Source organism: Streptomyces sp. NPDC050211 (genome assembly GCF_040656035.1).
Lineage (GTDB): Bacteria > Actinomycetota > Actinomycetes > Streptomycetales > Streptomycetaceae > Streptomyces.
The window spans coordinates 192,809-204,460 of sequence record NZ_JBFALC010000009.1 but is presented as its reverse complement, the minus strand read 5'-3'; the positions used below and the strand labels follow the sequence as shown (position 1 = coordinate 204,460).

The window sequence follows — 11,652 nt, the reverse complement described above, 5'->3', positions numbered from 1 at the left end:
GGACGGCCTACGCGTACGTCTGTGTCACGCGGGCCCTGCCGGGCTGAACATGCCACGGCCTTACCCCATCGTACGGGGCCGCGCAGGCAGGGGCTCGCCGGGCTGTTTCCGCGCAGCTCAGGCCTGCTTTACGGCGGCGGAATCGGCCGGGCAGGTCTCGCGGGCCGCGGTGCGGCCGGCTTCTCCGTCGGCGGGGCTGGAGCAGGGCAGGAAGCCGCTGCCGGTGGTCTCCCAGGTCAGCACGTGCCCCTTGGACGACTTCCCCTCGCAGACGTACGTGAAGTCGGCCTCGACGAGTGCGATCTCACCCCAGGAGTAGTAGTCACCCTTGAGGTCCGCGGTCCCCACCTCGAAGTAGTGATCGTCTTCGGGACGCACCGTGTCGGACGGCCCTGCGAGCGGCACTTCCACCGTGAGGTGCGCGCCCAGCGCCTTGATCACCCGGGCCGCGCCGACGTCCTCGGGGGCGCCGGTCACCCTGGGCCGATAGACGGTGTCGTCGACGGGCTTCAGGGCGGCCGAGTAGGAGTCGGTCTCCTTCTCGAACCTGATCGGGTCGGCCAGCGCGGTCAGCTTCTCCGTACGCGTGACAGTGGCCCAGGCGTACGCCCCGTCCGTGCAGGCTTCGGCCTTCGCGTCGTCGCCATCGGAGTCACTGGTGCACCCCACCAGCCCCACCGCCAGCACCGCCGTCGCCAGCACCGCCGTCGCCAGCACCGCCGTACCGGCACGTCGTATCGCACCACGCATGTCCTCGACCTCTCCCCCGTGCGGTCGCCGGAGGCATCCCGCGGCCGTGATCATCGACGCTCATCGTGGAGATAAGCAACGGGAGCCGCAAGGCATTTGAGGTTCTCCAGAGGCGTTCAGCTGCGGGGCTTTGCGCTCGCCGACGCCTTGGCCCCCTTCTTCAAGAACCCCATGTCCTCATACATCGGCGTCTGGAAGCCGAAGGCTCCCCCGTTGACCACGTTCTTCTTCGCTGCTGTCAGTTGGGGGCGCTGGTAGAGGGGGATGGAGGCGGCGGTGGCCCAGATGCGGGAGTCGGCCTTGCGGATCAGGGAGCGGGACTCGGACTCGTTCAGCGTGGAGAGGGCCTGGTCGAAGAGCTGGTCGACCTGGTCGGTGCCTACGCGGGTGTAGTTCTGCTCGACGTTGAGGGAGCCGTCGGCGGCGGGGACGGGCTTGGCGTAGATGGGGCGGGCGTCGGTGGCGGGGAAGGCGGAGGAGGGCCAGGAGTAGAGGGCGAGGTCGTACTCGCCGGAGGCGATGTGGTCCTTGAAGTAGCTGTCGTCGGAGACCTTCTTCAGCTTGGTACGGATGCCCACCCGGTCCAGCATCCGCCGGATCCGGTCGGCCACCGTGCGGAGGGTCTCCGAGCCGTCGCCCGTGGGAAGGACGAACGTGAGGGTGAGCGGCTTGCCGTTCTTGGCGAGCGGGCCGGCCGGCGCGGCGGCGGGAGCGGCGGTGCCCATGGGGGCGTACGCGCCGGGCGCACCGCCCTGCTTCAGCTGCTGCCTGCCGTCCTGGGCGAAGTGCTCCTTGCGCTTCTCGGGGTGCTTCTTCTCCCGGTCGGCCTCGCCCGGCGCCTTGTGGTCCGCCGCGCGCGCCTTGTTGTCCTCGCCGACGATGTACGTCCCGTCGTCGCCGCCCTGCGATGCGTCCTCGGACTTCTTTCCCTTGGAGCCGGCCGCCTTCTCGCCCTTCTCCGCCTGGTCCGTGACGGGACCGCCCCGCACCCACCCGGCGTCCGCGAGCAGCGCCTGGGCCTCCTTGGTGTCCTGGCCGCCGAGGGCGTCGCTGTTGTCGGCGTAGGCGGGCTGGCCGGCGAGGGCGAGGTGGCTGCCGACGGGGACGGCGGGCAGGCCCAGCGGCTTGAGGACGGCCTTGGCCAGTTCCTCGCGGTCGAGGGCGCGGGCCACCGCCCGGCGGACGCGCTCGTCGGCGAGCGGGCCGTCGGCGCCGTTGAGGGCGAGCTGGGTGTAGGCGGGCTCGAAGGACTTGCGGACCTCGAAGCGGCGGAGGGCCTGCGAGCCGTCGGGGCCCTGGAGCGGGGTGCTCGTGCCCTGCGGACGGGCCGCGAGGACGATGCGGTGCGCCAGGTCGGGCTCGATCTCGGCCAGGTCCAGCTTGCCCTCGGCCAGCTCGTCGGCGCGCTCGTCGCGCGGTACGGCACGCAGCTCGAGCTGGGAGAGCTTGGCGGGCCGTCCCCACCAGCGCGGATTGCGGGTGAGGGTGATCCGGTCGGCCTTGCGGTCGATCTTCTTCACCATGAAGGGACCCGCCGTGACCTTGAGCTTGCGCCGCGCTCCGTCGTTGAAGGAGTCCGGCGTGCCCATGACCTCCTTCGGGTACAGCGGTGTGAACAGCGACCGCCAGTCGGCGTAGGGCCGGGCGAAGGTGACCTTGACCTCGAGGTCGTTGGCGCCGCGCTGGATCCGCTGGATGCGGTCGTAGCCGGCGTTGCGGGCGGTCCAGTACGAGCTGTCCTTGCCGGACAGGGCACGCCACTGGGCGGCGAAGTCCGCGGCGCCGATCTCCCGGCCGTTGCTCCACACCGCCTGCTGGTTGAGCTTGTAAAGGACGACCTGCTTCGGCTCGGTGTCGACGACCTTCGCGGACTCCAGATACCCGGGGTTGATCTCCGGGCTCCCCTTCCCGTCCAGCCGGAACATCGACGGCAGGACGGCCTGGGCGACCCGGCTGGTGGTGGCGTCGGCGTCGGCCTGGAAGGTGTTCAGGGTCTCCGGTACGGAGTCCACGGCCCAGCGCAGGGTCCCGCCGTCGGCGACCTGGGCGCGGACGGCGGGCGCGATGTCCTGCCCGGCGAGCGGCTTGCCGGCCGGGTCCTTGGAGCTGCATCCGGTCAGCGCGAGCGCCCCCGCACTGAGGAAGGCCACCGAGCGCATGACCGCGCGCTGTCCGACGCCGTCGTGGGACATCTCTTACCTCCGGGGCCACAGGGCGTTATGATCACTTTTGGCGGTATATGGAGCTGATCACACGTATGCGGCCACCTAAGAGGAAAGGGTTCAGCAACGGAGTGCGACACGGCGGCGAGCAGGGGAAGCCCACCCGCTCGGCCCAATGGGCTCGCACCTGTGAACGCAACCGAACATCGGCCAATCGGTGCACACGACTTCCCACCGGCAGGTGTGACGCGCAACACTCGCAGGCGCATGAACGTTGCCGCCCAAGGCCGCCCGGCCTACGGAAGTGAGGAAACGTCATGTCCGTGCACGACGAACTGACGTCCATCCAGCGCAGCCTCGACGACCTGTCCAGGTCCGTCAGCCGCCTGGAACAGCAGATGGGCAGCGGCGGGCTGGACATCCGCCGGGTCCGCACCGACTGCGATCACCTGCGTGAGAGCGCCGCCCTGCTGAAGGAGGCGGCCTCCGCCCCCACGGCACCCAAGCGCCCCGATCTCGTCACCATCCCCGACACCCCGTACGACAACTCTCTGTGGATCGACACGGACGACGAGGGACTCGGCGCCCGTGACCGCCACGCCCCCTGAACCCTCGAACCGATCGAACAGATCGAGCCGCTCGAACCCACCGGAGTCATGAGTTGGCCACTGGTACGGAACCACCGACAACTGAACCCCATCCCGTCGGCGGCGGCGTACGCACCGCTACGCGCGCCGCGATCGACGCCCCGCATCTGCGGACCGACCGCTGGTGGCTGGCGCCCGCCGTCACCGCGGCCGGTCTGTTCGCGTTCATCGTCTACTCGACGTGGCGGGCCTTCGCCGACGCGGACTACTACGCGGCACCGTATGTCTCGCCGTTCTACTCCCCCTGTCTGGCGGAGCGCTGCGAGCCGATGCACGCCGGTCCCAACTGGGAGATCTTCGGGAGCTGGTGGGGCATCTCCCCCGCGATCATCATCCTGATCTTCCCGCTCGGCTTCCGCCTGACCTGCTACTACTACCGCAAGGCCTACTACCGGGGCTTCTGGGCCTCGCCCCCGGCCTGCGCGGTGGCGGAGCCGCACAAGAAGTACTCCGGTGAGACCCGCTTCCCGCTGATCCTGCAGAACATCCACCGGTACTTCTTCTACGCCGCGATCCTGGTCGCCGGGATCCTGACGTACGACACCGTGCTCGCCTTCCGCGACGAGAACTACGAGTGGGGCCACATGGGCCTCGGCACGCTCGTCTTCCTGGTCAACATCGTGCTGATCTGGGCGTACACGATCTCCTGCCACTCCTGCCGGCACATCGTCGGCGGCAAGCTCAAGCACTTCTCCAAGCATCCTGTGCGCTACCGCATGTGGCAGTGGGTGGGGAAGCTGAACAACCGTCACATGCTGCTCGCCTGGGCGTCGTTGGTGAGCGTGGCGCTCGCCGACTTCTACGTCTATCTCGTCGCGTCCGGCGCATTCGATGATCCGAGGTTTTTCTGATGTCCGTGGTGGACCGGCAGGAGTGGGACGTCGTCGTGGTCGGCGCCGGGGGCGCGGGTCTCAGGGCCGCGATCGAGGCGCGCGAGCGGGGCGCCCGTACGGCCGTGATCTGCAAGTCGCTGTTCGGCAAGGCGCACACGGTGATGGCGGAGGGCGGCATCGCCGCCGCGATGGCCAATGCGAACCCGCACGACAACTGGCAGGTGCACTTCCGTGACACCCTGCGCGGCGGCAAGTTCCTCAACCAGTGGCGGATGGCCGAGCTGCACGCCCAGGAGGCGCCCGACCGGGTCTGGGAGCTGGAGACCTGGGGCGCGCTGTTCGACCGTACGAAGGACGGCCGGATCTCGCAGCGCAACTTCGGCGGCCACGAGTACCCGCGCCTCGCCCACGTCGGCGACCGCACCGGCCTGGAGCTGATCAGGACACTCCAGCAGAAGATCGTCTCCTTGCAGCAGCAGGACAAGAAGGAGACCGGGGACTACGAGTCGCGCCTGAAGGTCTTTCAGGAGTGCACGGTCACCCGAGTCCTGAAGGACGGCAACCGGGTCTCCGGAGTCTTCGCCTACGACCGTGAGACCGGCCGTTTCTTCGTCCTGGAAGCGCCCGCTGTCGTGATCGCGACGGGCGGGATCGGCAAGTCCTTCAAGGTGACATCGAACTCGTGGGAGTACACGGGCGACGGGCATGCGCTGGCGCTGCTGGCGGGCGCACCGCTGCTGAACATGGAGTTCGTGCAGTTCCACCCGACGGGCATGGTCTGGCCGCCGTCGGTGAAGGGCATCCTCGTCACGGAGTCGGTGCGCGGCGACGGAGGGGTGCTGCGCAACTCCGACGGCAAGCGGTTCATGTTCGACTACATCCCCGACGTCTTCAAGGAGAAGTACGCCGAGTCGGAGGAGGAGGGCGACCGCTGGTACGAGGACCCGGACAACAACCGGCGCCCGCCCGAGCTGCTTCCGCGCGACGAAGTCGCCCGCGCGATCAACTCCGAGGTGAAAGCCGGCCGCGGCTCTCCGCACGGCGGTGTGTTCCTGGACGTGTCGACGCGGATGCCCGCAGACGTGATCAAACGCCGATTGCCGTCCATGTACCACCAGTTCAAGGAGCTGGCCGACGTCGACATCACGGCGGAGGCGATGGAGGTCGGGCCGACCTGTCACTACGTGATGGGCGGCATCGCGGTCGAGTCCGACACGGCGGCCGCGCGCGGGGTGCCGGGGCTGTACGCGGCCGGTGAGGTGGCCGGCGGTATGCACGGCTCCAACCGGCTGGGCGGCAACTCGCTCTCCGACCTGCTGGTGTTCGGACGCCGGGCGGGCTGGCACGCGGCGGAGTACGCGGCGGCGCAGGCCTTCGAGCGTCCGCCGGTGGACGACGTCCAGATCGACACGGCGGCGGCGGAGGCGCTGCGCCCGTTCTCCGCGGAGGGCCCGGAAGAGGGCACGCCGGAGAACCCGTACACCCTCCACCAGGAACTCCAGCAGACCATGAACGACCTGGTCGGCATCATCCGCCGCGAGGGCGAGATGCAGCACGCGCTGGACAAGCTCGCCGAGCTGCGCGTACGGGCCCGGCGGGCCGGTGTCGAGGGGCACCGCCAGTTCAACCCGGGCTGGCATCTCGCCCTGGACCTGCGGAACATGCTGCTGGTCAGCGAATGCGTGGCACGGGCGGCGCTGGAGCGCACGGAGTCACGCGGCGGCCACACCCGCGAGGACCATCCGACGATGGACCGCAAGTGGCGCAACATCAACCTGCTCTGCCAACTGGCCGACCCCACCGGCGGGTTGGCGGCCACCGACTCGGTGCGCGGCCAGATCGACCTGCTGCGCGAGACCACCGAACCCATCCGCTCCGACCTGCTCGCCCTCTTCGACAAGGAGGAGCTGGTCAAGTACCTCGCCGAAGAGGAGCTCTACGAGTGAGCAGCTACGAGGCCCGCTTCAAGGTGTGGCGGGGCGACATCAAGGGCGGCGGCCTGGAGGACTTCAAGGTCGAGGTCAACGAGGGCGAGGTGGTCCTGGACATCATCCACCGCCTCCAGGCCACGCAAGCGCCCGACCTGGCCGTCCGCTGGAACTGCAAGGCGGGCAAGTGCGGTTCGTGCTCGGCGGAGATCAACGGCCGGCCGCGGCTGCTGTGCATGACACGGATGTCCGTCTTCACGCCGGACGAGACGATCACGGTCACGCCCCTGCGCGCCTTCCCGGTCGTCCGCGACCTCGTCACGGACGTCGGCTTCAACTACACCAAGGCGCGCGAAGTGCCCGCCTTCGTACCGCCCGACGGTCTCGGGCCGGGCGAGTACCGGATGATGCAGGAGGACGTGGACCGCCCGCAGGAGTTCCGCAAGTGCATCGAGTGCTTCCTGTGCCAGGACACCTGCCATGTCGTCCGCGACCACGAGGAGAACAAGACGGCGTTCGCCGGGCCCCGCTTCCTCATGCGGGTCGCGGAGCTCGACATGCACCCGCTGGACGCCGCCGCCGAGTCCGGCCTGGACCGCAAACGCACCGCCCAGGACGAACACGGTCTCGGCTACTGCAACATCACCAAGTGCTGCACGGAGGTCTGCCCGGAGGGCATCAAGATCACGGACAATGCGCTGATCCCGTTGAAGGAACGCGCGGTCGACCGCAAGTACGACCCCCTGGTGTGGCTGGGATCGAAGATCCGCCGACGGCCCTCGTCAGGCTGAGGCCGCCCGCAGATACCCCGAGTGGGCCACCTGCCCCAGGTACGTGAACCGGGTGTCCGTGGTCATGTGCTTCTCGAAAGCCTCCTTGATCCCGGGCCACTTGGGGTGCCCGAAATCGTCGAGTACGACGATGCCGCCGGGCGCGACGATCTGCTCGGCCCACTCCAGGTCGGCGGCGACACCGGCGGCGGAGTGGTCACCGTCGACGATGACCACGCCGTAGGCGCGGTCGGCGACCAGGGCACGCACCTCGGGGTCCTCCGAGAAGCCCTGCTGGATCCGGGCGGCGGCACCGGCCGCGCCCGCGAGGGCCAGATTGGTGCGTACGGCGGCGCCGTTCACGGGGGTGCCGGAGGCGTCGGTGCCCATGGTGGCGCCGGGCTGCAGCTGCGTTCCGGCGAGCGGATCGACGATGGTCAGGCTGGGCGCACGCCCGGCCCGCTCCATCATGCGGATGAGCGCGGCGCCGAACATCCCGTACAGCGTGCCGATTTCAAGGATCTCGTCGTTCGGCGGATCGAGCAGCGGTACGGCGGAGAGCTTGCCGACGATGTTCATCGTGCCGCCCGCGATACGGCCGACGCCGAGCGCCTCCAACGCGATGAGGAGCCGGAACGCCTGGGCCACATTGCGCTCGGCGGCATCCCTGTCCCCGCCGGACACCGCCGCCAACTCCGCGATGGTGCGGTTGAGATGAGGCGCCGACGGCAGCCGCGACGCGCCCCGCCCGGTCCCGTCGAAGAACAGCTCCAGTGGCCGCTGACGGTTGCGCAGCTTCTTCAGTTCCTCCTGCGTCACGTCGGCCCGGGCGGACTCCTCGACGACACGGCGGACTTGACGTTCGATGCGCTGGTCGATGAGTTCGGCGATCGGGCGCAGTGCGCGCCGGGCGGCCTTGCTGGTGATTAGCGCTCGCATGAATGTGCGACCTCACAGGGATAGGAGATGTGGACCCTAGGGGCGGTCACAGCACGTTCACAACAAACTAAAGGACCCCTGCGGGGAAAGTTCGCATGACGAATTGATAACGGAATGGTCACGTTGAAGGAAGATGCTGGTCAAGGCTTGTTGACCCAGGCAACCCGGTACGCCGTCCAGTCGTCCGCGGTCGCCGCGAAGTCGACGTAGAGCGCCACGCCGAAGTTTCGGCGGTCCGCGTCCGTGCGGGACAGGCCGAGGCGGACACCGCGGACGGCGGCGGGCACGGTCTCCGCGTGGGCCCAGTGGCCGAACCGGTTCTCGTGGAAGAACGGCAGGCCCATCAGGAGGTCGGTGGTGGGCGGGGTGACCTCCAGGGCGAGGGAGGTCTGCTGGGCGACATAGCCGCCGTAGGTGCTCTGCAGCGGCTGCATGGTGTCGTACGACATGACGGCGATCTGGTCGACGCGGCGGGCCACTTGGCCGAAGAACTTCTGCGACCACCACTTGGGGTGGCCGGTGGTCGTGCCCCAGAAGGAGTGGAAGCCGGGGAGCGGGTCGATCTGGTGGGCGGCGACGGAGAGGGGCGCGCTCTGGGCGCTCGTGACGCGGTGCAGGGCGTCGAGGAGCGTGAGGTAGTTGCCGTCGTCCGAGTGGAGGGGCTCCAGGTCGAAGTGGACGCCGTCGAAGCCGGCCGCGAGGATCTGACGGGTCGAGCCGACGACCGCCGCGCGCGTCTCCGGTCGCTCGAGCCGCATGCCGTCCGGGCTCTCGGTGGCCAGCACGTCACCGAGCCAGGCCTGCACCCGGATGCCGGGCATCTCCTTGTGCACCGCGTCGATGAACCAACGCGCCCTCGGATACGACGACTCCGGCAGCGTTCCGTCGTGCTCCAGGGGGCCTGCGTGGACGTAGAGGTCCCTGATGCCGGTGGTGTCGAGCTGCCGGGCCAGCGCGGTCACATCGGCGTCCTTCTTACGGCCGTCCACCCAGGCGTGGCCGAGCCAGATCGCGTCGCGGTTGCGGGTGTGGGTGCCGGGGGCTATGTCGCCGGTGTGGTTGATGTAGAGGGCTGTTTCGGCGGTGAGGGTGGGGAGGAGGATGAGCAGGAGGGCGGCTAGGACGGTGCGGCGGGTCCAGCGGAGCCAATTGTTCCCACCCGCACCACCCGTGCTGCTTTCGTCGTCGGGTGCGGGTGGCCCCTGTGGGGGGTTGTCACCGTCGGCGGCTTTCGGTTCGTCTTTGCCTGTTGCGTCAGCCGTCGGTTCGTCCATCCCCGTGTCCCCTCCCTCATCGAAGCCCCACCCCACCCGACGTCCCCCGCTCGCGCGGCCGCATACCCGGTCATACGCTCCGAAATGTGACGTCATCCTTGATCCGGGACCGGCAGCGGCGTGCCGCCGTGCGGGTGGCGCATGCCGGGCTGGGCGGTGCGGCCGGGCTGGTGTGGCTTGTGTTGCCGGGGATGACGATCAGTGCCGATGATCCGGTTCCGGCGGTCCGGACGGGGACGGTCGTGCAGGCGGCGCAGGTATCGCAGGACGAGACGTCCACCGCCGACCTCGTGCTGCCGCTCGTCGCGGCGAGTGCGGCGGTCGCGCTGGCCGGGTACGCGTATCTACGACGGACAAGGCGGACGCGTACACGGACGACGCCCGGCGGCGTTCCCGTCGTCGTCCCGCCGCCGCCCCTCGCCGAACTCGACGAGCGGGCCCGGGCGTTGCTGGTCGAGGCCGATGACTGGGTCCGCACCAGCCGTGAGGAACTCGGATTCGCGGCGGCCCTGTTCGGTACGGCGGCCGTGGCGCCCTTCGCGCGGGCCGTGCGGGACGCGGAGGGTGAGCTGTCGGCCGCCTTCCGGATGCGGCAGCAGTACGACGACGGAGTCCCGGCCGACGGTGCGTCCCGGCGGCATGCGCTCGCCGGGATCGTCGGGCGATGCCAGGAGGCGGGACGGCGGCTGGACGCGGAGGCGGCCGGGTTCGATCAACTGCGTGGCCTGGAGCGGGGCGTGGGCGAGGCGCTGGAGGTCGCGGAGACCCGGTTCCGGGAACTGGCGTCCCGCACAGCTGTCGTACAAGCCACCCTCGCGGATCTCCACAAGCGGTACGCCCCTTCCGCGACCGCCGCCGTCACCGGTCACGTCGAACAGGCCAAGGACCGCCTCGTCTTCGCCACGTCCCGCCTCAACGAGGCCCACCAAGCCGCCGACTCCGGCGAGACCTACCGCGCGGCCCGGCACCTACGCGCCGCCGAAAGCGCCATCGCCCAGGCCGCAGTCTTCCTGGACACCATCGACCGCCTGTCCCAGGCCCTCACCAAGGCCACGAACCTCGTCCCGGCCACCCTCACCGGCGCAGAGGTGGAGCTTGCGGGCGCGCGGGAGTGGCTGGCGGAGGCGGAGGGCGCGATGGGGCCGACGGGTGGAGACGGGGGCATGGGCGGGACGGAAACTGAGCCGGGAGGCGGGGCGAGCGGGGCGCCTGGCGGCTGGGCAGACAGCAACAGCACGTCGGCCGATGACGGCGGGGGCGGACCAGGCTTGCCGTCCGATGGTGGGGCGGACAGGGGACGGGGGCAGGCGCCGGGCAACCCAGGCACGCGGAACGACAGCGGAACCGGCAGCCCGGACTCGGCCAGCAACAGCGAGGCGGGCGGCGCGAGCACGTCAACCGGTCACGGGGCAGGCGGGGCGTCCGGCGCCCGCACGCCGAGTGACGGTGAGGCGGGCGGACCAGGCGCGCCGTCCGATCGCGGGGCAGGCAGGGCGCCAGGGCGCGGCCCGAGCAGCCCGAGGACGCCGAGCGACAGCGACGCCGACAAGGCACCGCACGGTGAGGCGGGCGGGCCAGGCGCGCCGTTCGATCGCGGGGCGGGCAGGGCGAGCGCGCCGAGTGGTGGCGGAATGGGTTCGCCGGGTGGCCTTGGGGTTGGGGTGCCGGGCGCGATTTCGGGGCTTGCCGTTGAACCGGCGGGTGGGCTTTCGGGGATGGCTGTCGGGGAGTTGCGGGCGCGGGTTCGGCATGCTGACGGGGTGCTGGCCGGCGTACGGGGAGAGGTGATCGGTGGGTCGTACGATCCGCTGGATGCTCTGCGGCGGATCGTGCGGGCGGTCGTGGCGGTGGAGTCGGGGCGGGCGGGGGTTTTGGCGGCGGCTGCCCTGCTCGCCGCGCGGGACTCGGTCGGGCTTGCGGATGGGTTTGTGGTGACGCACCGGGGTGCGGTGGGCGGTGAGGCGCGGACGCGGCTGGCGGAGGCGGTGCGGTTGCTCGCGGCGGGGCCGGAGGAGCGGGTGGCGGCCGGGCTGCGGGCGCGAGCCGGGGTGGACCGGCCTATGGACCAGCGGCGTGCGCCTGGCGTGGGGTGGATGCCGGAGGCCAAGCGCACGGTGACCGGCGATCGCGTCACGGCCGACACCCTCGCCCGGCACGCCCACGCACTCGCCGAGCAGTACGTCCGTGTGCACGGCAACCCGGTCGCCGGGGCGGCCGAGCAGGAAATGGGCGTCGGCGGGGCCCTCCTGGGCGGGATTCTGCTGGGCGGCGCCCCGGACGGCGGCCCACCCGCGAGCTTCGGCGGACCTCGCACCCGGGCCCGCCGAGGTGGCAGCACAGCCACCTGAA

9 protein-coding genes are annotated in these 11,652 nt (G+C 70.3%); 5 read left to right on the top strand and 4 right to left on the bottom strand.

The window, feature by feature from the left end; all coding sequences use genetic code 11:
- Nucleotides 1-117 precede the first annotated feature (117 nt).
- Nucleotides 118-750: a hypothetical protein gene (locus AB0I98_RS12710; RefSeq protein WP_362939446.1), complete on the bottom strand. Its 633-nt coding sequence runs from the start codon at nucleotides 748-750 to the stop codon at nucleotides 118-120.
- A gap of 116 nt (nucleotides 751-866) precedes the next feature.
- Nucleotides 867-2,942, bottom strand: coding sequence for an ABC transporter family substrate-binding protein (locus AB0I98_RS12705; RefSeq protein ID WP_362939443.1), 2,076 nt, complete (start codon nucleotides 2,940-2,942; stop codon nucleotides 867-869).
- 287 nt (nucleotides 2,943-3,229) lie between these two features.
- On the opposite strand from AB0I98_RS12705, the gene AB0I98_RS12700 reads away from it, so the two are divergent.
- From AB0I98_RS12700 to AB0I98_RS12685, 4 genes are read left to right on the top strand one after another with little or no spacing between them, the layout of a single operon-like run.
- On the top strand, nucleotides 3,230-3,520 hold the full coding sequence (locus AB0I98_RS12700; RefSeq protein WP_362939440.1) for a hypothetical protein: 291 nt from the start codon (nucleotides 3,230-3,232) through the stop codon (nucleotides 3,518-3,520).
- 53 nt (nucleotides 3,521-3,573) lie between these two features.
- Entirely contained in the window at nucleotides 3,574-4,410 is an 837-nt protein-coding gene (locus tag AB0I98_RS12695; protein ID WP_362939437.1) for a hypothetical protein, read from the top strand.
- Nucleotides 4,410-6,338, top strand: coding sequence for a fumarate reductase/succinate dehydrogenase flavoprotein subunit (locus tag AB0I98_RS12690; protein WP_362939434.1), 1,929 nt, complete (start codon nucleotides 4,410-4,412; stop codon nucleotides 6,336-6,338). Before AB0I98_RS12695 ends, AB0I98_RS12690 begins: the two co-directional genes overlap by 1 nt.
- Nucleotides 6,335-7,111 (top strand): succinate dehydrogenase/fumarate reductase iron-sulfur subunit, encoded by a 777-nt coding sequence (locus AB0I98_RS12685; protein WP_362939431.1) that lies wholly within the window; start codon nucleotides 6,335-6,337, stop codon nucleotides 7,109-7,111. Before AB0I98_RS12690 ends, AB0I98_RS12685 begins: the two co-directional genes overlap by 4 nt.
- Here the strand turns inward: AB0I98_RS12685 and AB0I98_RS12680 are convergent.
- Both AB0I98_RS12680 and AB0I98_RS12675 read right to left on the bottom strand, forming a co-directional pair.
- Nucleotides 7,103-8,029: a class I SAM-dependent methyltransferase gene (locus AB0I98_RS12680; RefSeq protein WP_362939428.1), complete on the bottom strand. Its 927-nt coding sequence runs from the start codon at nucleotides 8,027-8,029 to the stop codon at nucleotides 7,103-7,105. The genes AB0I98_RS12685 and AB0I98_RS12680 overlap by 9 nt on opposite strands.
- Before the next feature lie 140 nt (nucleotides 8,030-8,169).
- Nucleotides 8,170-9,303 (bottom strand): hypothetical protein, encoded by a 1,134-nt coding sequence (locus AB0I98_RS12675; RefSeq protein WP_362939425.1) that lies wholly within the window; start codon nucleotides 9,301-9,303, stop codon nucleotides 8,170-8,172.
- A gap of 191 nt (nucleotides 9,304-9,494) precedes the next feature.
- Here AB0I98_RS12675 and AB0I98_RS12670 point away from each other — a divergent pair, with 191 nt between their 5' ends.
- Nucleotides 9,495-11,651, top strand: a complete 2,157-nt coding sequence (locus tag AB0I98_RS12670; protein ID WP_362939531.1) for a hypothetical protein — start codon at nucleotides 9,495-9,497, stop codon at nucleotides 11,649-11,651.
- Nucleotide 11,652: the final 1 nt, after the last annotated feature.

Coding starts and splice junctions, on each gene's coding strand:
- AB0I98_RS12675 (WP_362939425.1), bottom strand. CDS start 9,303: ATGGACGAACCGACGGCTGACGCAACAGGCAAAGACGAACCGAAAGCC.
- AB0I98_RS12705 (WP_362939443.1), bottom strand. CDS start 2,942: ATGTCCCACGACGGCGTCGGACAGCGCGCGGTCATGCGCTCGGTGGCC.
- AB0I98_RS12670 (WP_362939531.1), top strand. CDS start 9,495: ATGACGATCAGTGCCGATGATCCGGTTCCGGCGGTCCGGACGGGGACG.
- AB0I98_RS12680 (WP_362939428.1), bottom strand. CDS start 8,029: ATGCGAGCGCTAATCACCAGCAAGGCCGCCCGGCGCGCACTGCGCCCG.
- AB0I98_RS12690 (WP_362939434.1), top strand. CDS start 4,410: ATGTCCGTGGTGGACCGGCAGGAGTGGGACGTCGTCGTGGTCGGCGCC.
- AB0I98_RS12700 (WP_362939440.1), top strand. CDS start 3,230: ATGTCCGTGCACGACGAACTGACGTCCATCCAGCGCAGCCTCGACGAC.
- AB0I98_RS12710 (WP_362939446.1), bottom strand. CDS start 750: ATGCGTGGTGCGATACGACGTGCCGGTACGGCGGTGCTGGCGACGGCG.